Source organism: Candidatus Zixiibacteriota bacterium (genome assembly GCA_040756055.1).
Lineage (GTDB): Bacteria > Zixibacteria > MSB-5A5 > GN15 > FEB-12.
Map to the genome: position 1 here is coordinate 40,200 of JBFLZR010000005.1, position 25,020 is coordinate 65,219.

General features: G+C 50.9%; 20 protein-coding genes. All 20 read left to right on the plus strand.

All coding sequences use genetic code 11. The features are described 5' to 3' along the window. Window position 1: 1 nt before the first annotated feature. The 20 genes from AB1483_10105 (at window position 2) to AB1483_10200 (ending at window position 24,974) form a co-directional block, all read left to right on the plus strand. Window positions 2–1,192, plus strand: a complete 1,191-nt coding sequence (locus AB1483_10105; GenBank protein ID MEW6412810.1) for a hypothetical protein — start codon at window positions 2–4, stop codon at window positions 1,190–1,192. Further along, the gene (locus AB1483_10110) at window positions 1,185–4,631 is read left to right on the plus strand and encodes a putative LPS assembly protein LptD (GenBank protein MEW6412811.1); all 3,447 of its coding nucleotides are present in this window, start codon (window positions 1,185–1,187) and stop codon (window positions 4,629–4,631) included. The genes AB1483_10105 and AB1483_10110 overlap by 8 nt, the downstream gene beginning before the upstream one ends. A 138-nt stretch (window positions 4,632–4,769) precedes the next feature. Further along, window positions 4,770–5,045: an HU family DNA-binding protein gene (locus AB1483_10115; GenBank protein ID MEW6412812.1), complete on the plus strand. Its 276-nt coding sequence runs from the start codon at window positions 4,770–4,772 to the stop codon at window positions 5,043–5,045. A gap of 102 nt (window positions 5,046–5,147) precedes the next feature. Further along, the gene (locus tag AB1483_10120; GenBank protein ID MEW6412813.1) at window positions 5,148–7,472 is read left to right on the plus strand and encodes a DNA translocase FtsK 4TM domain-containing protein; all 2,325 of its coding nucleotides are present in this window, start codon (window positions 5,148–5,150) and stop codon (window positions 7,470–7,472) included. A gap of 36 nt (window positions 7,473–7,508) precedes the next feature. Further along, window positions 7,509–8,105: an outer membrane lipoprotein carrier protein LolA gene (locus AB1483_10125; protein MEW6412814.1), complete on the plus strand. Its 597-nt coding sequence runs from the start codon at window positions 7,509–7,511 to the stop codon at window positions 8,103–8,105. Between the two features lies 1 nt (window position 8,106). Then, on the plus strand, window positions 8,107–9,435 hold the full coding sequence (gene rimO, locus AB1483_10130; GenBank protein ID MEW6412815.1) for a 30S ribosomal protein S12 methylthiotransferase RimO: 1,329 nt from the start codon (window positions 8,107–8,109) through the stop codon (window positions 9,433–9,435). A gap of 3 nt (window positions 9,436–9,438) precedes the next feature. Continuing rightward, entirely contained in the window at window positions 9,439–10,083 is a 645-nt protein-coding gene (locus AB1483_10135) for a lytic transglycosylase domain-containing protein (GenBank protein MEW6412816.1), read from the plus strand. Then, the gene (bamD, locus tag AB1483_10140; protein MEW6412817.1) at window positions 10,080–11,015 is read left to right on the plus strand and encodes an outer membrane protein assembly factor BamD; all 936 of its coding nucleotides are present in this window, start codon (window positions 10,080–10,082) and stop codon (window positions 11,013–11,015) included. The genes AB1483_10135 and bamD overlap by 4 nt, the downstream gene beginning before the upstream one ends. Next, on the plus strand, window positions 10,999–11,610 hold the full coding sequence (gene nadD / locus AB1483_10145; GenBank protein ID MEW6412818.1) for a nicotinate-nucleotide adenylyltransferase: 612 nt from the start codon (window positions 10,999–11,001) through the stop codon (window positions 11,608–11,610). Before bamD ends, nadD begins: the two co-directional genes overlap by 17 nt. Then, window positions 11,610–14,330 (plus strand): DNA polymerase I, encoded by a 2,721-nt coding sequence (gene polA, locus AB1483_10150; protein ID MEW6412819.1) that lies wholly within the window; start codon window positions 11,610–11,612, stop codon window positions 14,328–14,330. The genes nadD and polA overlap by 1 nt, the downstream gene beginning before the upstream one ends. A gap of 102 nt (window positions 14,331–14,432) precedes the next feature. After that, window positions 14,433–15,125, plus strand: coding sequence for a hypothetical protein (locus tag AB1483_10155; protein ID MEW6412820.1), 693 nt, complete (start codon window positions 14,433–14,435; stop codon window positions 15,123–15,125). A gap of 119 nt (window positions 15,126–15,244) precedes the next feature. Then, window positions 15,245–15,829: a dephospho-CoA kinase gene (gene coaE / locus AB1483_10160; protein ID MEW6412821.1), complete on the plus strand. Its 585-nt coding sequence runs from the start codon at window positions 15,245–15,247 to the stop codon at window positions 15,827–15,829. Window positions 15,830–15,903: 74 nt separating this feature from the next. Further along, on the plus strand, window positions 15,904–17,916 hold the full coding sequence (locus AB1483_10165) for a transketolase (GenBank protein ID MEW6412822.1): 2,013 nt from the start codon (window positions 15,904–15,906) through the stop codon (window positions 17,914–17,916). A 16-nt stretch (window positions 17,917–17,932) separates the two neighbouring features. After that, on the plus strand, window positions 17,933–19,108 hold the full coding sequence (locus AB1483_10170; protein ID MEW6412823.1) for a pyridoxal phosphate-dependent aminotransferase: 1,176 nt from the start codon (window positions 17,933–17,935) through the stop codon (window positions 19,106–19,108). A gap of 388 nt (window positions 19,109–19,496) precedes the next feature. Beyond that, entirely contained in the window at window positions 19,497–20,306 is an 810-nt protein-coding gene (locus AB1483_10175) for a hypothetical protein (GenBank protein ID MEW6412824.1), read from the plus strand. Between the two features lie 278 nt (window positions 20,307–20,584). Next, a complete protein-coding gene (locus AB1483_10180) occupies window positions 20,585–20,845 on the plus strand; it encodes a hypothetical protein (protein ID MEW6412825.1) in 261 nt (86 codons plus the stop codon). A 72-nt stretch (window positions 20,846–20,917) separates the two neighbouring features. Continuing rightward, window positions 20,918–21,724: an NlpC/P60 family protein gene (locus AB1483_10185; GenBank protein ID MEW6412826.1), complete on the plus strand. Its 807-nt coding sequence runs from the start codon at window positions 20,918–20,920 to the stop codon at window positions 21,722–21,724. After that, window positions 21,712–22,743: an enolase C-terminal domain-like protein gene (locus AB1483_10190; protein ID MEW6412827.1), complete on the plus strand. Its 1,032-nt coding sequence runs from the start codon at window positions 21,712–21,714 to the stop codon at window positions 22,741–22,743. The genes AB1483_10185 and AB1483_10190 overlap by 13 nt, the downstream gene beginning before the upstream one ends. Beyond that, a complete protein-coding gene (locus tag AB1483_10195; protein MEW6412828.1) occupies window positions 22,715–24,730 on the plus strand; it encodes an N-acetylmuramoyl-L-alanine amidase in 2,016 nt (671 codons plus the stop codon). Before AB1483_10190 ends, AB1483_10195 begins: the two co-directional genes overlap by 29 nt. After that, window positions 24,717–24,974 carry a hypothetical protein gene (locus AB1483_10200; protein ID MEW6412829.1) on the plus strand — a complete coding sequence of 86 codons (258 nt, stop codon included), beginning with the start codon at window positions 24,717–24,719 and terminating at the stop codon, window positions 24,972–24,974. Before AB1483_10195 ends, AB1483_10200 begins: the two co-directional genes overlap by 14 nt. Window positions 24,975–25,020: the final 46 nt, after the last annotated feature.

Below are 25,020 nucleotides of genomic sequence, written 5' to 3' on the forward strand. Positions count from 1 at the left end.
GATGACGACAAGACTATATTACAAAGATCCTTTCCTCCTGGAATTCGATGCTACGATTGTCGGCGGTGGTCAGCACGAGGAGCGCTTTTTCACGGTGCTCGACCGTTCGGCTTTCTATCCTACATCAGGCGGTCAACAGCATGATACCGGCAGACTGAATGACGTCGAGATAGTCGATGTAATCGAGAGTAATTCCGGCGAGGTGTGGCACATTTCAGGGCGGCCTGTTGGCAGTGTCGGAGCCGCGGTTAAGGGTGTTATTGACAAATCCCGTCGGCAAAGGCACCGCCAGCAGCACACCGCGCAGCACATTCTCAGCCAGACCTTTGTCCGTTTATTCGGGTTCAATACGGTCTCGGTTCATCTCGGTGAGGAATACGGAGCTATTGAGTTCGATACGAAAGAGATAAGCGCGGCGCAACTCGACGAGGCCGAACAATTCGCAATGCAGATAGTGTTTGATAACCTCCCAATCGAGATTCTATTTATCGACAGTTCCCAGGTGGCCGATACACCGCTACGCCGGGCGCCGACCCGCGGAGGTGAAATCCGTGTCATCAAGATCGGAGAGCTGGACTACTCGGCCTGCGGAGGCACTCACTGCGCAACAACCGGGGAGGTCGGAATCATCAAGATTATCGGAACCGAAAAATTGCGCGGCCGGCCGCTGGTAAAATTTTTTTCCGGTGTTAAAGCGTTTGAGGACTATCGGACGCGCTACGATGTCTCCGATCGAATCGCGCAGAGCCTGACGTGCAACGTTGTTGACCTTCCGGAGAAGCTGATCAAGCTTCAAGAAGAAAATAAGGCAGTCAAACAGGAATTGGTCCGGGTACTCAAAGATGGGTTGCCGGCCAGAGCGCAGGAATTGGCGAAAAGCGCAACCGAGCATAACGGCATCAGGTTGGTTTGCGAGAACATAGGGAGTTTCGATGTGCGTTTGGCCGGTCAATTGGCAGGGCAGACGGCTGAGATTGTCAATGGCGTCGCGGTGCTGTTTACGGAAGGCAGATTGATTATCGCGGTTTCGGAAGGATGTTCGATGCAGGCGTCGCAGATAGCGAAAAATCTGACGGCACAAGCCGGCCTCAAGGGCGGCGGCAGCGCGAAACTGGCTCAACTTGGCGGCGCCGAAAGCGGGATCATTGGACAATACCGCGAACAACTCAAAAGGATACTCGAGAGTGCCTAAGTCGACAGGTCACATAATCACGCTCTTGGCGATACTTGCTCTGGCGACAACAAGTTATTCCCAGCAAAAACAGAAGCTCGTTCTGCACCACGCCGACCAGTTCGAGGTCGTCCTTTCCAGTGATAACCGTTACATCTCCTACGTCACCGGCCATGTCGCCTTCAAGACCGAGACCGGCTTCATCTACTGCGATTCCGCTCGCTGGCTTAAGGGGGAAAACGTTCGTCTGAACGGCCACGTGCTTATCGACGAAAGGGATTACCGTCTCGAGTCCGACTCTGTCTTCTACGACTTGACGACTGAGGAAGCGCTGGCTCTGGGCAAGAGAGTCGAGCTGTGGTCATATCTTGACTCGCTGTACGCTGTCGGCACTCATGCCTTCTTCTCCGATAAAGCCAAGTACTTCATTATGGAACAACGCCCGGTGGTCTATATCAAGTACCCCGACAGTGTGAATATGATCGAAGTAATCGCCAATACGGTTGAGTATGACGCGGCGACGAAGACGGCTGAGGCTTATGGTGACGTAAAGATAACCTCGAGTGAGTTCTCATCGGCTTCGGGCTGCGCCGTGATGAAAACTGAAACCAACACGGTGGACCTGTTCGATCAACCCTCGCTGATCCGCGGCAAATCGACCGTCTCCGGCAGCCTGATCGCCATATACTCGGAAAACGACGTGCTGTCGCGCATAGACGTGGTTGACACCGCCAGGGGAGAATTCAAAGAGCCCATCGATACGGTCAAAGGTTACTACGATGAGTCGATTCTTTCGGGAAATCGGATAATCCTCGACTTCGATCAGGGTGAACTCAGTAACATCACCTGCTGGGGGCAGGCTTACTCATGGTATTTCCCATCGCCCCGAGGCGGCGCAGAGACGCATCAAAACAGTGTGTCGGGCGATACGATTCGTTTCTATATCGAGCAGGAGGGGCTGGAGAGGGTAGACGTTGTCGGTGGCGCTGTCGGACGGTATATAACATCGAAAACACGCGCTGCGGATACGGCTCTCGTGATGCAGGTGGACACTATCGATTATAACGGGAAGTTCATTGAATACCATATAGCCGATTCCCTGATTTATCTGGAGCGGGCATCGCACGTTCAATCGGGTACTGTCGCCTTGGATGCCCATAAGATTTCGTTCGATACCAGGCAAAAGATCATCGAAGCATATTCGGCCTATCTTGATCAGGATACTGTCGGTACTAAGTACAGTGTCGCGGCGCAGATACAACCAAACAGCATCCCGGTGATTCTGCGCGACAAATCTCAGGAAATTTACGGCGATTACCTTTTGTATTCTATAGATACCGAGAAGGGCCGCATAATCCAGTCCAAATCCGATTATCAGGCAGGACTCTACTACGGCGACAAGCTGTATCGCGAGCAGGAGCGTATCGTTTATGTCGATGACGGTCGCTATACGACATGCGACGCCGAGGAACCGCATTTCCATTTTCATTCAAAGCACATGAAGCTGATTCAGGATGATAAGCTGATAGCCAAACCGGTCGTATTCTATGTTGAACGAATTCCCGTTTTCGCGCTGCCGTACTATGTGTTCCCGCTCAAAAAAGGACGACACTCCGGATTTCTGCCGTTCACCTTCGGTCAGTTCCAAACGGGGGACAGGTACATCAGGGATGTCGGTTACTACTGGGCTGCTTCAGAATACTGGGACTTGCGCGCTTCAATGGACTATCACGAAATACAGCAGACGTTGGCATTTAACACCCGGATGGACTTCAAGAAGAGATACCTTCTGGATGGCTATTTAGCGGGAAGCTACGCCAGAGAGACTGCGTACAGTACTTCGGTAGCCTCGGAATCAAAATCGAACCGATGGACACTCAGGGGTGTCTACAACCACACCTTCTCGCCATCGTTTTCTATCAGGTCCAGTGCCGATTTTCAGTCCGACAAATCTTATTATACCGACTATTCGCAGAACCTTGAGGAACGTCTTAACCGGAATACCAAATCGCAACTGTCGTTCTCCAAACGCTTCGCTAACGGCATTTCCCTTAGCGGTACCGTTACACACAACGTCGATCTGGATGCTGAATCCCGGACGGACAATATTCCGAATCTGTCAATGTCATTTCCCAGGATTTGGCCGTTCGGAAGCGGCTCCAAAGATGAGTCAGGACAGCTCGTCAAAAAGTGGTACAACGATATTGTCCTGAGCTATTCGCCCAACCTGACGAATTTTTCCAGTCGAATCACGCGGGATTCAACTTATGTCTTAGCGATCGATACGACTATAGACAGTTCGCTGACTCCTTGGGATACGACTGTGGTTGAGACTGTCGACACTCTTTCCTATCGCAGTCGAAAAAAGTACGCACAGATCAATCACAATCCGAGCATCACTCTTCCGGGTATCAAATTCGGCAATTATCTGAATCTAACGCCGAGGTTCAGTTACTCCGAGACATGGATCAGGATATATGAAACGGACCAGTCAATAGATAAAGCCATAGACGCCTCTACTACTTACCGCACATATGCATGGAATACAGGTGTCTCCGCGAATACCAAGCTGTATGGAACGGTGTATCCGAATATCGCCGGTCTGACCGGTTTGAGGCACGTCATCACACCAACAGTTTCCTATACCTACTACCCGGACATAGATCTGCACCCGGAGGTTCGTGCTTTTGCCGGCGGCGGAGCCGGCAGCAAAAAAAGCTCGGTGATGGGCTTCAGGCTGGAGAACCTGTTCCAAGCCAAGTATCGCAAGGGAGAAAACGAGGTAAACAAGGATCTGTTGTCCGTTTCGTCGAATTTCTCTTACGATTTTGAGAAGGAAGATAAACCTCTTTCGAATCTCTCAACGAGTTTCAGTTCTTCGGCTTTGCCGATAATACAGAGCCTTAGCGGCTCGATGACGCACACTTTCTACAATCCCGAAAACGACGAGCTCGATTTCTGGTCGCCATATTTAACCTACTTTAACGTTGATGCGAATTTCAGGATAGCCGGAAAGAACTTTCTTTTCGATGACCCGGACGAGCAAGTCGAGAGAGGTTCACTGCGCGACTATGAATCAATTGCCGATTATGCTCAGCCAGTCGCACCCACGCAGACTGGTGGCACGCGAGCGACGGGGTGGAGTCTCACGGCGACCTACAGCTATACTGAATCCGGCCGTGGAGAAGCGTGGACCAAGCGGAGTTTCATCCGCATGAATCTTAGTTTTAAATTAACGCCGACGACCTCGATAACTTATTCGCAGCAGTACGATATCGAACGCGGACTGACCGTAAACAACGCGGTGAACATTGTGCGCCAGCTCCATTGCTGGTCGGGAAGTCTCTACTGGGTCCCGATAGGCTCAAACCGCGGCTTCGGTTTCAAACTCTTCGTTACCGAGATACCTGAAATAAAGATCGACAGCAACCACGACACCTTCCTGGAAAGCCTCCAGTAAAAGCCGAAAAGCCTTTATTTTAGCGCGTTTTCACTCACATTTTTTTCAATTTTAGTTGACAATACTACGGTTGGAGAAGTTTTTAGCGTTATTACTGTTAGAATCTGTTAACCTTTAATTGAAAATTGGAGTATAGCTATGACTAAAGATGAGATGATTGCTTTGATGGCTGATACCGCCACTATTTCCAAAAAACAGGCAACCGAAGCCCTTGAAGCCTTCATGACTGGAATCACCAAGCAGCTCAAAGACGGTGGGAAGGTAAGCTTCGCCGGATTCGGCACGTTCTCGGTTTCCGAACGCAAGGCCCGCACCGGACGTAACCCGCAGACAGGTGAGACGATCTCAATTCCCGCTACGCGCGTCCCCGTTTTCAAGGCCGGAAAGAATCTCAAGGAAGAAGTCAAGAAGTAACGTTGACAACCGTGATTTACCCGAGGCAGGGTGCTTATGCCCTGCCTTTTTCATTGATTTTTAATTGATTTTTACCGCTACATTCTCGAACTTGACCGACGTATGGCTCGAAAGAAAAGTCGCAAACCCAAAGAGCGCCGTCAGAAGGCGTGGGGAGTGGTTCTTTTTCTGTTGGCCCTGCTGATTCTGGTATCGCTCGTCACTCACAGGGGGATCGATGACCAGCGAATCACGGGACAAATTGACGAAGGCCTCAAACTGCATGAGATCCAGATCCGTAACCAGGCGGGTATCGTCGGAGCCTACCTTTCATACCTGTTGCTGGCCGCGCTGGGTTGGCTGTCATTTTTTGTTCCCTTCGGTCTAATCCTTGTATCGCTCCGCATTTTCGCGTCGGAATTCGGTGAGAAACTTCGTCTCAACAGCTTTCTGCTGTTCGTAGCCTCGCTTCTGGCTACCATGATTTATAACATCCATCTGTACACCACGCGTGAGATTACAGCGGAAAAAGACTTCGCCGGTGGCCTGCTCGGTGACCGGTTAACGGCTTTCTCAGTTAAACTAATAGGTGAGACAGGTTCATATATCGTTTTGAGCGGTATTATCTTAATTCTACTGATACTCTACACGTCAATTACCCCGGCGCTGTCGGTCAAAATGCCGGTTCCATCAGCGGGCGCGTTTAGAAAAGTGTTCGACGCCTTCGTCTCGGTTGGTCGAGCCATCTTCAGCTTCAACTGGCTCACGACACTCTTTGAGAGGGGCAGTTCCGATGAGAGTGAGGAAGATGAAGAAGATGAAGGAGAGGTGGGACAAGATGACGAAGTTCTCGATGGGGAACCTGAAAAAGAAGCCAGCGATGATGTAACCGAAGAAGAGCGCCCGGAACCTTCGGACAGAATCAGCGGGGAACGAAAAACTTCCGCCGCGAAAAAAGCCCAGCAGCTTCAGCTAAAGTCGGTTGACTATACTTATCCATCCGTGGAACTTCTTCACGAGAATCCAAATGAGACGACATCGGTTGACACCGATGAATTGAACATGACCGCCCGGATGCTACGGGAGACTCTGGAGACTTTTGGAGTTAGACTTGAGGGGAATATAAGTCACTATCCGGGGCCGGTGATTACCCGCTTCGAATTCAAGCCCGGATCCGGTATTAAGGTAAATCAGATTCTTAACCTGTCCGATGATCTTGCGCTGGCGCTCAAGGCCAAACGAATCCGTATCATAGCGCCGATACCGGGAAAGGCAGCGGTCGGCATCGAGATACCAAACAGGCAGGCCCAGACTGTCTATTTGAAAGACATTCTTGTTTCCGAGCAGTTCCACAATCCATCGCTGAGATTGCCGCTGGCTATGGGTAAGACGACATCCGGTAAACCGTTCGTCGCCGATCTGGCCAGGATGCCACATCTTCTTATCGCCGGAGCGACCGGGTCGGGCAAATCAGTCTGTCTGAATATAATGATTACGTCGCTACTGTACCGTCTGCACCCTTATCAGTTGCGTTTAATTTTCATCGATCCCAAAATGCTCGAGTTGTCAGTTTACAGTGGTATACCTCACATGGGGCGGCCGGTGGTGACCAATCCCAAAAGAGCCGAGAAAGTGCTCGCCGATGCCGTTAAGGAGATGGAAACCCGTTACCGCAAGTTGGCCAATCTTTCTGTCAGGAACATCGTTGACTACAATCAGAAGCAGCAGAAGGAAGAAGATAAGTTACCATACATTGTGATTTGTGTCGACGAGTTGGCTGACATGATGATGTCGGCGACTTCGTCCCGTACGGAAATGCTAATCACGCGACTGGCACAGATGTCGCGTGCCGTTGGCATCCATTTGATTCTGGCCACCCAGCGACCATCGGTCGATGTCATCACCGGTCTTATCAAGGCCAACTTCCCGGCGAGAGTAGCCTTCCAGGTGTCGTCAAAGGTGGATTCACGAACGATTATTGACGCCAACGGCGCCGAGAAATTGCTGGGTAATGGTGATATGCTATTTCTGCAGACGGGGCAGCCCGAACCCGTCAGAATTCACGGCGCATATGTCTCGAGCGAGGAGACAGAGGCCATCGTCAAGTTTATAAAAGATCAGGGTCTCGAGCCGATGGCTCTTGAGAGCATCACCCAGGCGACCGGCGAGGCAACCGAGGAGGCCGATGTAGATTTCGGCGATCCGCTGTTTAAGGAGGCCGCCGAGGTTGTCGTCAGGCATAAACAGGGTTCTGTGTCGCTTCTGCAAAGGCGCTTGGGAATCGGCTATCAAAGAGCCGCCCGTCTCATCGACAAACTGGAACAGGCCGGCATCGTCTCGTCCTTTGACGGCTCCAAAGCACGCGACGTTCTGGTCGACAGGTCGTACCTCGAGACTCTGTTCGCCTCTCCTGACCGGTCGACCATTGTCGATTCCGAACAGAACTGATTGAAATATCTTATGTATAAATCAATTATGAGAACAATGCTGGCGACGGTAGCCGGGCTGCTTCTGACAACCGGTATTTCAGCGGATACGGATGTCTTCGAGCAGATAAAAGCCATGCTCGGGGAGGATGGTTGCTCTCATTTTGAATTTATGAGCATTATCGAGTCCGATGTTTTCGACCAGGTTGATACGGCTACGGGCACCGCCTATCTTGCCAGGGATGGTCGCTATAATATCGAGATCGGACAAGATAAATTTCTGTGTGACGGTGAATACAGGTATAGTTATTCCGAAGGAAGCGGCCAGGTAATTATCGAAAAGATGGAGCCGACCTCAGCCGGTGACGAGGAATTTTCCTTCATAATAAAGCTCGGCGACTTTTATAACACACACGTAGTGAAAAAGAACCATCGCTATCGGCTCGTCAGGAAATCAGAAGGCGGCGGTAGTTATCCCGATTCGTTGTATGTTACGGTTGACAAAGACACGAAAAGATTGAAACGATTTGACTATCTCGACGTTAACGAAGAAGCGAATACCATCTTGTTTCTCAAACAGGATTATCGTCTTAACTGTGATGATACGTGGTTTCAACCCAATTTTCCGGATTCTGTCGAGAGAGTAAGGCTGTAGCTTGAAATTCTATATCCATAAGCTGGGGTGTCCGAAAAACGATGTCGACGCCGATTATATTTCGGCGCGGTTGATGGCCGATGGCCATCAGCCGGTGTTCGATCCCGAGCAGGCGGAATCGATTATCGTGAATACCTGCGGGTTTATTCTTCCGGCCAAGGAGGAGTCCATCTTCGAGTTGCTGCGCCTTGGCCAACTGAAGAAATCCGCCGGCGTTAAAACTCTTTTCGCCACCGGTTGTCTTTCGCAACGCAACGGGGAAGAACTGCTTCAGGGCATGCCGGAGTTGGACGGCGCTTTCGGGCTGGGTCAGCTCGATGCCATCGCTGATGCTGTCAAGAAAGGTACAGTTTCAAGCAAGCCGGTGGTAGTGGATTCCCGCCGACTGGCTTATCTGGATTTTGGCGAACGGTTCATTGATGCTGACTCTCCTTACGCATACCTTAAGATCTCCGATGGCTGCGATAATCTTTGCGCTTATTGTGCCATCCCCAGGATCAGGGGCCAGTATCGTAGTCGCCCAATGGAATCGATTTTGGCCGAGGCCAGGTATCTCGCCGAGCACGGCAAGAGAGAGTTGATACTCGTATCTCAAGACTCAACTCTGTATGGCCACGACTACCCGGCGTCGGCGAAGGTCGACATCGTTTCTCTCCTGAAAGAACTGGAGTCGATCGAGGGGGTGAAGTGGATTCGCCTGATGTATCTTCATCCGGCCCATGTTGCGGATGGGCTTGTCGAGTATCTCGTATCCGGCAGCAAGACCCTTCCGTATTTCGATTTGCCGTTGCAACATATAAATTCGGAAATTCTGAAGTCCATGAACCGCAAAATCGACCGCGATGGGATTATCGGACTTTTGGACAAAATAAGGCGAGCCTCGTCTGAGGCGACCATACGAACCACTTTTATAGTAGGGTACCCCGGCGAGACCATCGAGCAGTTCGGCGAGTTGCAGAGCTTTGTGTCGGACTTTGAGTTCGACCGGTTGGGGGTGTTTGGTTATTCGCCTGAAGACGATACGCCGGCGGCGGATCTCCCGGGCCAGATTTCTGAGGAGGAGAAATTCCGGAGACTCGATGAGCTTATGATGCTGCAGCAGGAAATAGCCTTTGCCAAAAATAACTCCTTGATAGGCAGTCAGCGGGATGTTATCATAGATGCGATTTGTGATGATGGCGGCGCGATTGGACGCACCTGTGCGGACTGTCCCGAGATTGACCAGGAAGTGTATGTCACAGGGGGGAATCCCGGGATCGGCGATATCTGTCGCGTCACCATTACAGCCTCACAGGGATATGATTTAGAAGGGCACTTTAGCAGGGAATAGCCTATGATACAATTCGACAAATTGGGCATATTTCTATCCAAACCCATAGCCGTGCTGCTGGTTGTGATATACCTGATCCAGTCGGGTCTGCTGGTTTATCTGATCAAAAACAGGTTTGACCTTGAAAAACAGGTGTCTTTTCAGCATAACCGAATTAACGAGCTCGAGGAAAAGCTCCAGATTTTTAAGGCGATCGATGATTTCCAGATCGGATTCAATGATGATGAAGTCCGCCAGGTCACCGATGTCATATATAGCGAAAGCAAGAAATATCATTATGATCCGATGTTCGTTCTGGCTGTAATCCTGACCGAGTCATCCTTCAAAAGGGGTCAGATCTCCAATAAAGGCGCTCGTGGGCTGATGCAGGTGGTGCCTTTTGTCGGGAAAGACCTTGCCGACCGCACCGGTCTGGAATGGGAAGGCTCACAGATGCTGCTGGAACCCGAAACTAATATCAAGCTGGGGACATTCCATCTTTTCGAGCAAATTCTTAAGTTTGGTGACATCAAAAAAGCCCTGTTGGCATATAATATGGGAGAGGCCAAGCTCAGGGGGATGATTCGGGAAAACAAGCCGCTGCCCAAGGGCTACCTGAACAAGGTCATGGAGAACTACAAGATGCTCAAGGAGACATATAAAGTTTGAAACGCACACTCGCTCACGCAATCATGCTCACGCTCCTGACAATTTTTGTGTCAAATTTTGTTGGCTGCGGCGGAAGACCCAGTCTTGCCAATCTTACTGCCAGGGAATTGTTTGATAAGGGTAAAGCTAAATACAGCGAAAAAGACTATTTCGATGCGATCGAATATTTTCAGGCTATTGTTTACAACTATCCCGGTGAGTCAATGGTCGACACTGCCCAGTACTACCTGGCGCTCTCATATTTCGGCAACCACGAATACGAGCTGGCCCAGGTTGAGTTCAACCGACTCCTGGTGAACTATCCGTCATCGGTTTATTTCGAACACTCTATTTTTATGAAGGCGGTGTGCTTCTTTGAGGGCACTCCTCGGCACTATGGGCTCGACCAATCCGATCTTGAGACGGCCATCAAGCAGTTCGACGACTTCATTATCGACTATCCCGAGGCGGAACTCGTGCCTGAGGCTCAGCGGTATCTTTTGCTCGCCCGTACTCGTCTTGCGAAAAAATACTACAACAGCGGTGTTGTCTATAACCGGCTGGGAGCCTACGAGTCGGCTGGGATATATTTTCAGAAGGTGGTGGATGATTTCACCGATACCGAATTTGCGCCCCAGGCCACCTATAAGATCGCGGAAATGGAATATAAACGGCGCATGTACTCTGAGTCCTCCAAAAAATTCGCTAACTTTGCGGCTGTTTTTCCCGAACACGAGTGGGCGGCCGAGGCCTTGGAAAAAGCTCCCGAGGCTGCTTATAAGAGCGGTGAAGAATCTTACAAGGCCGGGGAGTTTGCCCAGGCCAAGGAGCGTCTCGAATCATTTTTGGAAACTTACCCCGACCACGAAAAAGTAGATGACGCTCGCAAGCTGCTCGAGCAACTCAAGGCCATGCCGTCTGCGGAAATCAAAAAAGATGACGACAACTCCTGAAAAAGGAGAAAACTGGGGAATTCTGGGGGGAACGTTCGACCCTGTCCACACGGGACACATCACACTCGCCAACGACATCTGCATTGCCAAAGGCCTCGACGGGGTCCTGCTTGTCCCGGCCGGTAACCACCCGTTCAAAGAAGGCACCATCTACGCCTCCTTCGAAGACCGGGTGCAGATGCTGAAACTTGCCGTCGCGAATCATGATTGTCTTGGTGTCTCTAAGATTGAACAGCAAAACAATCTTTCCGGATACACCCTTGATACTATCAGGGCCGTCAAGAAACGGCACCCGGGGGTTACGTTCTATTTCATCATTGGCGCCGATAACATCTCGCAAATCAGAAACTGGCACCGGTTCGAGAAAATATTCGATGAAATCCATATCGTGGCCGGTACCAGGCCGTCATACACCTTGGATCACCATGGCGACGCTGTTTTAAGCCGTATTGAATTTGTCGAGACCTCTGCGGTTAACGTGTCATCGAGCGAAATCAGACAGTTGATCGGCCAAGGTGGTGATCTCAGCGTTCTGGACCGATGGGTGGGGAGCGAAATCAAAGAGTATATTATAAGGCGAAAGTTGTACCGGTGATGACTTCCAAGAAGACAGTGTACCTGGTCGATGGCTCCGCGGTGTTCTATCGCGCTTACTTTGCGTTTATTCGCAACCCGCTCATTAACTCAAAAGGCGAAAACACCTCAGCCACCTATGGTTTCGTTAACTCGCTGATCAAGATTATCAACGACGAAAAGCCCGACTATATTGCCGTCGCTTTCGACACCAAGCAGCCGACTTTCCGGCATGAAATGTACGAGGAGTACAAATCGACCCGTGCGAAAATGCCCGATGAGCTGGTGGAGCAACTGCCGCGAATCCGCCAGGCGGTCGAGGCTCTCAATATCGCCAGCTTCGAAAGGGAGGGATACGAAGCGGATGATCTTATCGGTACGATGGCCAAACAGGCTGAGAAAAAAGGTCACCGGGTCTGGTGTGTCACCGGTGACAAGGATTTCTTCCAACTCGTAACTGATAACGTAGGTATATATAATCCCAAAGGCTCGGCTGGTGAAGCTGACAAATATGGCCCGGAAGAAGTAAAGGCGAAGTTTGGCGTCTATCCGGAGCTCGTCATTGACAAGCTCGCTTTAATGGGGGATAGCTCCGACAACGTTCCCGGCATACCGGGCATCGGACCGAAGACGGCTGATACACTTTTGGAGCAGTTTGGTTCGCTTGAAGCGGTTCTGGAAGGAAGCGACAAGATAAAGGCCAAAGGCGTTCGTGAAAAAGTCGGCAGCAATAAAGATAAGGCATTGCTATCCAGAGAGCTTGTTGTCATCAAGACGGATGTTCCGATGGAGTTCGATGTGGAGCAGATCCGGCGCAAAGAAATCAACTACGAACTGGCCAAAAAGCTCTTTTTAGAACTCGAATTCAACCGGCTCTTGAAACAATTACTTCCCGAACAACAGGCTTCGACGGTCGAAGACGCCGCGCCGGGAGTCGCCGACGTGGAGTATCTATGCGTCTCCAGCCTCGAGGAGTTAAAGGAAGTTGTCAAAGAGCTTTCCTCAAAGAAGGAGATTGCCGTCGATACCGAGACGACTTCCATCAACGCCCTCGAAGCTGACCTCGTAGGTGTTTCTCTGGCGGGACAGGCGCGTAAAGCATATTACATCCCGCTTGGCCACACTTTCGACAAAAACAAAAACCTCCCTTTTGACAGCGCTATCAAAGAGCTGAAGAAGCTTCTGGAAAACCCCAGAGTGCAAAAGGGCGGGCAGAATATAAAGTATGATCTGCATGTCCTACGGCGTTGCGGTATAGACATTACGCCAATCGGTTTTGACACCATGCTGGCGTCTTACGTGCTTGATCCTTCCAGCCGCGAAAACTCTCTGAATTTCCTTGCCATGAAGTATTTTGATTATCAGATGCAGCCCATCACGGATCTGATTGGCAGCGGCAAGAACCAGAAGACCTTTGATACCGTATCGGTGGACAAAGCTGTTTTCTATGCCGCCGAAGATGCCGACTACACCTTCCGGCTGCGCGGTAAGTTGGCTCCGCTCATTGACGATCACGAGATGAACAATCTGTATTACAACATTGAACTGCCTCTGGTGAAGGTACTGGCTGACATGGAGCAGGCGGGAATCAGGGTTGACACTGACTTTCTGTCAGGCCTGTCCGGCGAGATGGATAAGAAAATTGATAATCTAAAAATAGAGATTTACAAGATCGCCGGAGGCGAGTTCAATATCAACTCGACTCAGCAGCTTTCGCACATTCTGTTTGAAAAACTAAACTTGCCTACCAAAGGGAAGACCACCAAAAAAACGGGTTACTCGACCGACGTAAAAGTACTGGAGGAACTGGCGGAGATACATCCCTTTCCAAAGTTGATTCTGGAATATCGGCAACTAACCAAACTCACCGGAACTTACATCGACGCAATTCCCAGGCTGGTCAACCCGCGGACCGGCAGAGTGCACACGTCGTTCAACCAGACTATCGCGGCAACGGGCAGACTGTCGTCCACCGACCCTAACCTTCAGAATATCCCTGTGCGCACCGAAGAAGGCCGCCAGATACGTAAAGCGTTTATACCGGCCGACAACGACCACGTCTTACTTGTTGCCGACTACTCCCAGATCGAACTAAGAATACTGGCGCACTACAGCGAAGATAAGGGTCTTATTAAAGCGTTTCGCGACAAAGAAGATATTCATGCCCGCACCGCAGCCGAGGTGTACGGCGTGGACATAAAAAAAGTTACGCCTCAGATGCGTCGAGCGGCCAAAACGGCCAATTTCGCGGTCATCTATGGAGTGTCGGCTTTCGGTCTGTCGCAACAGACCGAACTTGACCTCGGTGAATCGAAAGAGTTCATTGATACCTACTTCGAGCGCTACCCCGGCATACGCCAGTACATGGACAGTATGAAACGGATCGCGCGCGAGCAGGGTTATGTGACCACGCTGTTCAATCGGCGCCGCTATTTACCCGAAATAACCAGCAAGAATTTTAATGTCAGGCAGTTTGCCGAACGCATTGCCATAAACACGCCCATTCAGGGAACAGCCGCCGATATGATCAAGGTTGCCATGATAAAGATTCACAAGAACATGGCGTCAATGAAATCCCGGATGGTTCTTCAGGTTCACGACGAATTGGTGTTCGACGCTCACAAGAGCGAACTCGACGATTTAAGGCAGCTGGTCAAAGATGGTATGGAAAAGGCGGTGAAGCTCAAAGTCCCTATTGTGGCCGACCTCGGAGTGGGGGATAACTGGCTCGACGCCAAATAAGTCGCAGACTTTCCGTCAAATGACCGCCGCGATACAACTTTTGCCGTCCGGTCTCCGTTATATATGATGAAGGTACCTGTAGAGAATTGAAAGGGAAGTGTTATGAATAAAAAGATATTAGTGATAGCCGTTATTGCCCTTATGGCTCCGCTGTGCGCCGCAGGTGGTGTCAAGCGAATCGATGTCTCCCCGATGGTGCTGATCAACCTCTCCGAGACACAGGACTTAGCCTCCGGTAATCGGTTCCTCGGAGGAGCTGTTGCGGGCGACTTCTATGTCTCACAGAACTTTGCCATTCGTACCACATTGGGCTATGTGAAAAACCTATATAATACTTCCGTGCAAAGCATCGATGAGCTTTTTGGCGACCCGCAGTTTGTTGAGGGCACGGAGTACTCATTTCGTGTTTCTATTGCCCCCTACGCCGAAGCGCACATTGGTCCCGGTCTGAAGCCGTACGCCACCTTCACGGGCGGATTCGGGTATTTCGAAAGATCGAACAACGTCTCCGATATACGGTACATTCAAGAGGGGGCTATCTCCAACGCCCAATATCTGTCTAATTCGCCCGGTGGAAGCTACTATGATCTTTCGACTTCCCTTGGTCTCAAAGTACCGGTGAGCGGACGGGTTTCTGCTTTTGCCGAAGTTACTCACAGAATATTCTCAAGTTTCGACTCGGATAACTACTACGATGCCAACTCGAACCTTCGGATGATACCGTTCGGATTCGACCAATACAAGACGTTCCTGTCCGCCGGATTGACCTATAGTTTTAGTTTAGATGGCAACTAAGACTTATTGTCACAGTACAATTTAATGGGCCCGGCAAATGCCGGGCCTTTTTGCTTTAGAGATGTCCGCCCTCAAACTTCGACTTGTCTAAAAGCCCGATTTTACGTTTCTTGCCTGATATGATTATTGGGATTACCGGTCAAATCGGCTCCGGCAAATCGACGGCAGCCAGGCTCCTGAAGCAAATGGGGGCGGTGGTTATTGATGCCGACCAGATTGGCCGCGAGGTGGTCGAGCAGAATCCGGCTCTGTTGAAAGGACTGGTCAAGCGGTTCGGCGATGAGATTCTGACGCCGAAAGGCAAGCTTGACCGAAAAAAGCTGGCTGCGCTCGCATTCCGCAATAACGACACCCGCGACATGCTCAACCGACTTGTCCACCCATACCTTTTGAAAGAACTCAACCGGCAGATGAAGTCATTGGCCAAAAGGCACAGGCTCGTCGTGATCGATGCCGCCCTGCTGCTTTACTGGAATCTCGATCAGGTCGTTGACAAAGTGATTTTGATACACGCTTCGCAGAAAATTCGACTCAGGCGATTGGCAGAGCGGGGGATAGGGCGCAAAGACGCACTCGCCCGCCAGAGACAGCAGCTCAGTTATACCGAGCAGCGCAAGCGCGCGGACCATGTTATTTTCAACAACGGAACACCGCAAGAGCTCAAACTGAAACTTCAAAAGGTTATCGCCAAATCGGTTGACTAATTTGATATATTTGCTACCATTAATCCTGTGTTAACTGACTGGTACAGCATATTACCTATCAAGAGGTTTGAAAAATGACAACGACCGGCTCCTCTCGAAATATCCATAAAAGCGAATATACTATCGAAAAGCTCATAGAAACCGCCAATTACATGAGGGGTCTGAACCTCACGGCGCTTTGCTCGGCGCAGTCGGGTCACAGCGGCGGTACACTGGGAATAATGGACATCTGCGCCGCGCTTTATCTTAAGATAGCCCGTCACGATCCCCAGAATCCCGATTGGGAAGACCGTGACCGCATAATCTGGTCAGCCGGCCACAAAGCCCCGGCGCTGTACACGTCGCTGGCGCTCGCGGGGTATTTCCCCGAGCGTGAACTGATGAAGCTCCGGATGCTCGGCTCGCCTTTTCAGGGACATCCGCATCGTAAAGATCTCGCCGGGGTGGAAATTTCATCCGGCTCGCTCGGACAGGGGTTCTCTGTCGGGGTCGGCATTGCGCTGGCCGCAAAGCTCGACAAAAAGGATTACTGCGTTTTCGTAATTAGCTCCGATGGTGAGCAGCAGGAGGGGTCTATTTGGGAAGCGGCCATGTCGGCCTCCCATCACAAGCTTGACAACCTGATTCTGCTTATAGATAAAAATCGTCTTCAGATTGACGGTGCAGTGAAAGAGGTCATGAATATCGACCCGCTGGCGGATAAGTACGAGGCCTTTGGATGGCACGTGCTCGAAGTTGATGGTCATGACATGAGTGATATCGTCAGCAAGCTGGACAAAGCCCGCAACAACAACGACACCGGCAAACCCGTCGCGCTTATCTGTCACACCAACAAGGGGCGCGGTGTATCGTTTATGGAAAACGTGGTTGGATGGCACGGCAAACCGCCGAGCAGGGAAGAACTGGGGAAAGCGCTTAAGGAGCTTGGGCTGGAGAAGACAATCGACGTCGATGCGCTCATCGCCTATGGCGCCGAATACGAAGCCGAAATGGACAGGAAACTCGATGACGGTCTTCCGAAATTCAAACGCGATTACTGGTGGAATAAATCTGACAATATGAAAGTGGAGATGGATCCAACCCGCAAAGGCATGGGCCGGACGCTTGACAAATATGGCGATGACGAGAGGGTCGTCTGTATCGGCGCGGACATTTCCGATTCTATCACCATATCCGACTTCTACAAAAAACACGCGGAGCGACGGAAGCGCTTTATTTCTGTCGGTGTGGCTGAACAGGGAGCCACTACCATAGCAGCGGGTTTGGCCAAAGAAGGCAAACTGCCGGTCTTCGGCACCTATGGTGTCTTTTCGTCCGCCCGCAATCTCGACCAGCTTCGCGTTTCGGTCTGCTACGGCGATTATAATGCCCTGGTGGTCGGCGCTCATGGGGGAGTATCGGTTGGGCCGGATGGCGCCACGCATCAGGAACTCGAAGCGCTTTTTCAAATGACCGGTCTTCCGAATATGAGAGTGGCGGTTCCTTGCGACGCTGTCGAGACGGAGAAGATGACCCGGGCTTTGCTTTTCGATGTTGTTGGTCCCAAATATCTGCGCTTTGCCCGTGAGGCTACTCCCATTGTCACGAAGCCGGATACGCCGTTCGTTTTCGGTGAGGCCAATGTTTACCGCTATCGCGGCGAAACAGAGAATTTCGTTGATGCCTTCGAAATCACGCTTGCGTCGGAATACGAAAATGAAGGTGAGGAACTCACGATAATTTCTTGCGGCCCCGAAACCGCGGAGGCGCTTCGCGCCGCATACATTCTAAAATCGGATTTTGGCGTTGAGACACGAGTCATAAATATGCACACGGTCAAGCCGCTTGACAGGGACGCCATTCTTCGCGCCGCCGCCGAGACAAGTGCCATTATAACCGCCGAAGAACATCAAATCGGCGGGCTGGGCAACCTGGTGGCTGCTGTCGTGGCCGAGGGGAATTTCGATGGCGGCGAATCGGTGAAGTTTTCCATGGTAGGCGTTCGAGACAGTTTCGGCGAGTCCGGTAAGCCATGGCAGCTTATCAAAAAATACGGCCTGGCGGCCGAGCACATAGCGCTTAGAGCAAAAGAGTTGTTGGATAAATAAAGAAAGGCACGTTAGCATGAAATACTCCACGAGGATTACCAAATTAGGGACCGAAGGCGCGTTCGCCGTTTTAGCCAAAGCCAAACAGATGGAGGCCCAAGGACGGTCCATCATTCACCTCCAGATCGGTGAGCCGGATTTCGACACCCCGCAGAATATATCCGAAGCCGGCGTGAAGGCCCTTTGGGATGGTCAGACACACTACAGTTCATCGGGAGGCGTCATGCTGGCCCGACAGACGATCGCCGATTATTACCGCAACGAACGCAAGATGGATATCGGTCCTGAAAATGTCATTATCATGCCGGGCGCGAAGCCGGTAATCTACACCGCCCTGTGTGCCGCGGTGAACGAAGGGGATGAAGTCATTATTCCCAACCCCGGTTACCCGACTTATGAGTCGGTCGTCAACTACCTGGGCGCGAAACCGGTGTTTGTCGACCTGCTCGAAGAGAAAGATTTCCGCTTCGATGTTGAGCAGCTCAAAGAGTTGATCACCCCCAAAACTAAGATGATCGTTATCAACTCGCCTCAAAATCCCACCGGCGGCATGCTTGCCCAGAGCGATCTTGAGGGTATCTATGAACTGGCAGAAAAGCACGATCTCTGGATTCTTACCGATGAAATCTATTCCCGCATAGTCTATGACACCAAGTTCCTCTCAATTGCGACAATCCCGGGCGCGATGGAGCGCACGATCATTGTCGATGGTATGTCCAAGACCTATGCCATGACCGGCTGGCGTTTGGGATACGGCATTATGCCCAAGAAAATGGCCGACTACCTGTTTACGATGGCGGTCAACAATTTCTCCGGCACCTGCACATTTGCCCAGTACGCGCTTATCGAGGCTTTAACCGGGCCGCAGGGCTCGGTGCAGAAGATGGTGGCCGAGTTCCATCGCCGCCGCGATGTCATTGTCGAGGGTCTCAACAAGATGGAAGGTATAAGCTGTCTTAATCCGGTCGGGGCGTTTTACGTATTCCCGAATATCACCAAAACCGGTCTGACCTCGCAGCAGTTCGCCGATCTGATGCTTCAGGAGGCTGGCGTAGCCATATTGGCCGGCACCTGCTTTGGGTCCAACGGTGAAGGATATGTACGGTTTTCGTATGCCAATTCCGTTGAGAACATTCAGGAAGCCCTTAATCGCATCTGGAAGACACTTGCAGGGGTCAAGCAGGCGACATAGCGGACATCGACAACAATCGACTTTCAGCGACCGGGGCATTCGCCCCGGTTTTTTGCTGTAACAAGATGTCCTGTTATAGCTTGAACGAATTTGGGTTCGTTTCATTAATTTCCGTATCCAATGTTCGCTTATGGTAGGCTCATGCCGTGGCGTGAGCCTACCAAATTAAAATATCCGGTCGTTTCTAATAAGACTTCGGGAAGGATTCTGCCGCAAATTTGTATTAAATTTGAGACGTGGTGATCCGTGCTGTGGTTGACAGAATAGATAAGTTGGTTTATGCTATAAGCATACACAACTCGACAGAAGCAACTCGGCATTATTGGGTTTCACCATTTCTTCTGGAGGGATAGAGAAGATCTCAACCACTTATCGATGAGGGAGTCTAATGAAACGGTTAGTGCTACTAGTTACGCTCGGCTGTCTGGTTCTGCCGCTCGTTTCGATGGCTGACGGTCCCGTGGAGAATGAGCCGGGGGCGGTTTTCACGGGCGTATACTCGGATTCGGGAGTTGATGAGAACAACGATGGCTATTTTGATTATCTGTTAGTCTCAGTAGAGGTAGATGTTGCCGTTGCCGGGGAATATGTTGTGAGCGGGCTTTTGATGGATGAGATGGGCCGCGAGATATGTTGGCGGGCCAGTTATGCTAACTCATGGGTAACATCGACGGCAAGAGAGTGCGGGGAAGGCACTCACGCATTCGGCGTCAGATTTGGTGGTGAGGATATTCGCAAATCACAGGCGGATGGAATTTATCAGACTCGGCTCATGCTCGGGGGAGGTTCGGAAGATGTTTTGGAAGTGATAACAACACCTTATACCCATACCGAATTTCGCGAGATGCCGTTCGAGATACTGGATTTGGTGTCGCATCAGGGGGTCGATACAAACGGGGACGGGCTTTTTGAGTTGATTGAAACCAGAGTTGAAGTGAGTGTCTTTCGCTCCGGTCTTTATGATATGCTCGGGCGTTTGTATGGCAGAGGAATCTTTTCCGAGCCGGTTTCGTTCTCAGATTCACTTGTCGTGGGTATGGACACACTCAAGTTTGAGCTCCCTGTTCGTAGAAGTGAAGCGGGGAAGATTGAGGGCGCCCTGACCTTCGACTTGAAATTCGACAATCGGAGAGAACTTTTTGGGGGACAAAGAGAATACCAATTGTGTGGCTATAGCTCAAGCCATTTCGAGCCCTAACCTGCAGGTACGGTTCATATCAAACATCAGCTATATACGTAGCAAATACGTAGTTTCCCCTCATTGTCCGATTTTAACATTCTATTAATTTGAGTTCACAAGATTTGGGAACGTCCTGGCACCGGTAACAACCGGCCGTCGATAAAGCAGGAAGTTGATTCGGCGGCCGGTTTTGTCCCCGGAACTGACGCCGGCTCAGGTTGTAGGTCCCCGGGCCGGGTGGAGCGGCAGGAAGCCGGGCGTTCACCGCCACAAACTGCAAGGGTAGGAGAGACACCGTGATTACACTTCACGAGGTAAAGGTATTTATCCAACAAATGGCAGTGATGAGCAATTACATCATTCAATTGAATCAAATGCTGCCCCAGGTAGTCCAACTGGTCGAGCAAATCGACAGTATCAACGAAGAATTGACCATCGATCGGGACCGGATGACCGCCAAAATGCGCGCTACGGAGGTCCTTGGCGAAATCATCAAAACCCGTGTCTACCAGAATACGCTCGATACTACTCCGGACAGCCCGCACCGTCAGTACTAAACACGATAGTCAGTTTCCGACTGACTCTCTTTTTTATTTGATTACCCGCCCGCGACGGCTTAAAATGAAGCCATGAAATACGGGTGGGTAACCGGCAATCTGGTCGATCTCTGGACTGAGCCCAAATTCAACAGTGAACGTGCCAGTCAGCTCCTGTTCGGCCAGACGGTGAGAATACTTCAGGAAAAAAGCGGCCACTATTTTGTACGGATAGCCGATGGCAACACCGGATGGGTGGACAAGCGCTTTATCGCAGGCGTTTCAAAGGCCGAACACTCCAGATACGAATCACGAATTAATTCTTTCGTGAATTCATCCACCGCTAAACTGTACGATGTAAATCACGGAGAAGGGCAAGCACCGTATTTTCTGTTTTACGGTACCCGCCTGTTCACCCGTTTAACAAAAGAAGGGTTCGCGAGGGTAATTTTGCCCGATAATACTACCCTCGCGATCAAGAAGAACAATCTCGTGCCGATAAACAGGACAAGTGCGCTCAAGGTTACACCGGAAATGGTGGTCTCACAGGCCAAACGATTCCTCGGAGTGCCTTACCTTTGGGGAGGAATTACTACGGCCGGTTTTGATTGCTCCGGCTTGGTGCAGACCGTATTGTCCCGGTTCGGCATCAGCGTGCCGCGGGATACCAAAGACCAGATTACTGTCGGCGAAAAAATAGGCCGTGAGTGTATAAAGACCGGAGATTTGTTGTTCTTTAAAAGACATGTTGGATTCGCTATCGGAAAGGATAAAATAATCCACAGCTCGGTAGGCGGCGGAGGCGTCCGAATCAATGGATTGACACCGGACGGACCGGATTACAGAGAAGACTTGGATCGAGATTTCAATCAGGCAAGGAGACTGGCATGTTTCAGTTAGACACCGTACGTGTTTCCCTACCTCTCAAGCAGAAATTCGTGGTATCCAAAGGCGGCACCGATGTAAAAACGAACCTTCTTACCGTCCTCAACAACCGTTACAACGGTGAAGCCTCGGGTTCGGTCCACTACGGACCATCAATCGATGACATCGAAAAGGATATCAAAAAGGGTATAGAGAAAATTCAGGGTTTCAAGGAAATCACGATCGAGACCCTCGAGGACGTCAGCAATTTCAAGATCAACCCGATTGCCCGCTCGGCGCTGGTTGCGATGCTTTTGAATTACATCTCCGGCGAAACGAGGCGCTATCCGTGGGAAGTTTTGGCGCTCGGTTCACCGGTGGGCATCAAAAGCTCCATTACCATCAGTATCGATAAACCCTCGGAGATGATCGATGCGCTCGAGAGAAGCGACTATCCGATAATTAAGCTCAAGATGGGCAACGAGGAAGATATTATGCTCCTCGATGCCATCGATAAGGTCAGGGGCAAGGAGATCAGGGTCGATGTAAACGGGGCGTGGTCGTGCGCCAAAGCCGAGGAAATGATCTTCCATCTCTCCAGGAAAGGCGTTAAAATCATCGAACAGCCGACGGACACGGCATTTGTTCAGGAATGGCCGCACCTCAAGGGCAAAGCGACCGAGGTGGAACTGGTGCTTGACGAAGGATTGAACACTTCGGAAGATTACAGCGATATGGCCGAGTATGTCGACGGAATAAATATCAAGATGGAAAAGTGTGGCGGCATCCTCGAGGCTGTCAGAATCGCCGATAAGGCCCAGGCGGACAAGAAGAAAGTCATGCTCGGGTGCATGGTCGAGTCTTCGGTCGGAATCGCCCAGTCGGTTTACATGTCGTCAAAGGCGGATTATTTTGACCTTGACGGACCGCTGCTTTTGCAGGATGATATCGCAGATGGGATCAAATACGACAGGGAGTCAATTGAGGTCGACCGTGAGATTATCGGCGGCCCCAAACTTAAACGCGATGTTATGGAGAAGTACATTTCCGGTTAGGCTGCTTATCAGCCTGATCTTATCCGTTGTTGCCGTCTCATCGGTGATGGGTGCATCGCTCAAACCCGACGACATCAACGATGTAAATGCCCAGATAAAAATCATCCATCCCAAGCCGAACCAACTGGTAGCATCGGTTGATTCGGCTTTCATATTGGGGAATGTCCCGGCCGAAAACGATGGCCAGGCCTACAAGCTGTTTATCAACGATCAATTTGTGCCGGTTCATCCCAATGGCGGCTTTATCGCGTTTTTGCCCATCGCCCCCGACACATTCCAGTTTCACCTTGAGGCCTATCTCGTCGAAAAAGACCGCTACAAAGACCTCAATGGAACCAGTTCCAAAAACGACATTCTCTCTATCCATATCCAGCGCGCGCTGACAAAAACCCTTTCTGTTGTGGTGCCGAAACCGATGCAGACACTCCCCATGGATTCAACGGTCTTTGACCGGGAAATCAACCTTCCGTCGGGCGACATAGTGATGACATCAGGCGACAGGTTCAAAGTCGAGTTTCGAGGTACTCCCGGACGAGCGGCATGGTTTGGCATTCCCGGAGTGATTGACTCGGTGCCGATGGCCGAACTGGAACCACAAATGCAACAGTTCTTCGGAGAATCCGTCTTCGGCGCCGGAGGGGTCCCTGAATCGCTTAAGGTGGCGGGGGTGTACTCGGGATTTTATGACATCCCTCCCGGGGTCCAATGCGATACCGTGCGCTTGAATTACTGCCTCGGCCAACTCGGGGTGAGGGAATTGCTGCACAGGTTCTGGCTGCCTCCGTACGAGCATGACGACCGAATGCTGTCGATGCTTCTTTCCATGACTGACACCACGTGCGCGGACACGATCAGTTCCTACCGGGTGTCCATCAACGGCCCCGATTACCCGTTCACTGTCCGCTTCATGGATTCAGTACAGATTATCCGGTACGCGCCGCGCATGGGGTATTTCGCCATATTTCAGCCAAAAGGAGTGGAAGCACTGGCCGTGGGAGCCGAGGCAGACTGGTACAGGATTCAACTGTCAAAAACGCAGTTCGCCTGGGTACAAAAAAACTCCGTTGAGATTCTCCCCAAGGGTATCCTTCCGCCGTCATCCTATCTTGCCTCGGTGAGAACTTATGATTCGACCGGCAGCCTTCTGTTCGAATTTCCGCTGACAGGTAAACACCCGTTTCGGGTGTTCGAGGATGACCCCAAAACATTGCGGATACAGTTGTTCGGGGTTACATCAAACACCGACTGGATCCGTTACGATTTTGCCGACACTCTGGTGGATATCGCTACCTGGTCGCAACCCGAAAATGGCGTCTACGAATTCAAGATTCATCTGCGCCACGATATCTGGGGATACGATACTTTTTACAGGGGAAACACATTCTATTTCCAACTCAACAAGGCTCCTGAAGATCTTAATGATATTGAAGATAAGATAATCGTGATAGACCCCGGTCATTCCAAAGACTCCGGCGCGATCGGTCCCACTGGTTACACCGAAGCGGAGGCGAATCTGGCCATTGCCCTGAAAGTGGCCGAGAAGCTCCAATCAAGAGGCGCCATTGTCGTTCTTACCCGCGAAGATATGAGCGACCTTCCGCTTTACGACCGACCCACCATCGCGAAAATCGTGGATGCCGACCTGTTCGTATCGATTCATAACAACGCCCTGCCGGACCGCATCAATCCTTTCCAGAACAATGGTTCATCGACATATTACTATCATCCCCATTCAATCGGGCTGGCGCGCGCCATACAAAAGGCACTGGTGCCGAAAACCGAGTTAAGAGATTTTGGCCTTTATCATGGCAACCTGGCGGTGAATCGCCCGACTCAGTACCCGGCGGTGCTGGTGGAATGTGCTTTCATGATTTTACCGGAGCAGGAGGCATTGCTCAAGACCGACAAATTCCGCGAGCGAATAGCCGAGGCAATAACGGATGGTATTGAAGAGTTTCTAAAGGAAGCGCACAATGTCCGCAAATGATTCCAAAACCGTTTCCACGAAAAAGAAACAGCCGATGTGGCTGGTTTATGTCGCTTTGCTTCTTGGCGGGGCGATACTGCTCGCCGACGCCTATAATGTCACGCAACTCGACCGGTGGACCGCCCGACTCGGTTTGTCACTGGTCTATACGGCATTGGCTCTTTTCGTGGGGAATGGCCGTACGGTCGGTTTTGTAGCTGTTGCTATTGTCTGGCTGGCGGTCATAGCCTCTTATATTCTCTGAGAACTACGTATTAGAGATATAACCATTCAAAATACAGGGGGATGAG

Excerpts from the sequence above, each read along its gene's own strand:
- AB1483_10105 (MEW6412810.1), top strand. The coding sequence starts at position 2 with ATGACGACAAGACTATATTACAAAGATCCTTTCCTCCTGGAATTCGAT.
- AB1483_10115 (MEW6412812.1), top strand. The coding sequence starts at position 4,770 with ATGACTAAAGATGAGATGATTGCTTTGATGGCTGATACCGCCACTATT.
- AB1483_10120 (MEW6412813.1), top strand. The coding sequence starts at position 5,148 with ATGGCTCGAAAGAAAAGTCGCAAACCCAAAGAGCGCCGTCAGAAGGCG.
- AB1483_10125 (MEW6412814.1), top strand. The coding sequence starts at position 7,509 with ATGCTGGCGACGGTAGCCGGGCTGCTTCTGACAACCGGTATTTCAGCG.
- AB1483_10135 (MEW6412816.1), top strand. The coding sequence starts at position 9,439 with ATGATACAATTCGACAAATTGGGCATATTTCTATCCAAACCCATAGCC.
- nadD (MEW6412818.1), top strand. The coding sequence starts at position 10,999 with ATGACGACAACTCCTGAAAAAGGAGAAAACTGGGGAATTCTGGGGGGA.
- polA (MEW6412819.1), top strand. The coding sequence starts at position 11,610 with ATGACTTCCAAGAAGACAGTGTACCTGGTCGATGGCTCCGCGGTGTTC.
- AB1483_10155 (MEW6412820.1), top strand. The coding sequence starts at position 14,433 with ATGAATAAAAAGATATTAGTGATAGCCGTTATTGCCCTTATGGCTCCG.
- coaE (MEW6412821.1), top strand. The coding sequence starts at position 15,245 with ATGATTATTGGGATTACCGGTCAAATCGGCTCCGGCAAATCGACGGCA.
- AB1483_10165 (MEW6412822.1), top strand. The coding sequence starts at position 15,904 with ATGACAACGACCGGCTCCTCTCGAAATATCCATAAAAGCGAATATACT.
- AB1483_10170 (MEW6412823.1), top strand. The coding sequence starts at position 17,933 with ATGAAATACTCCACGAGGATTACCAAATTAGGGACCGAAGGCGCGTTC.
- AB1483_10175 (MEW6412824.1), top strand. The coding sequence starts at position 19,497 with ATGAAACGGTTAGTGCTACTAGTTACGCTCGGCTGTCTGGTTCTGCCG.
- AB1483_10185 (MEW6412826.1), top strand. The coding sequence starts at position 20,918 with ATGAAATACGGGTGGGTAACCGGCAATCTGGTCGATCTCTGGACTGAG.
- AB1483_10190 (MEW6412827.1), top strand. The coding sequence starts at position 21,712 with ATGTTTCAGTTAGACACCGTACGTGTTTCCCTACCTCTCAAGCAGAAA.
- AB1483_10195 (MEW6412828.1), top strand. The coding sequence starts at position 22,715 with ATGTTATGGAGAAGTACATTTCCGGTTAGGCTGCTTATCAGCCTGATC.
- AB1483_10200 (MEW6412829.1), top strand. The coding sequence starts at position 24,717 with ATGTCCGCAAATGATTCCAAAACCGTTTCCACGAAAAAGAAACAGCCG.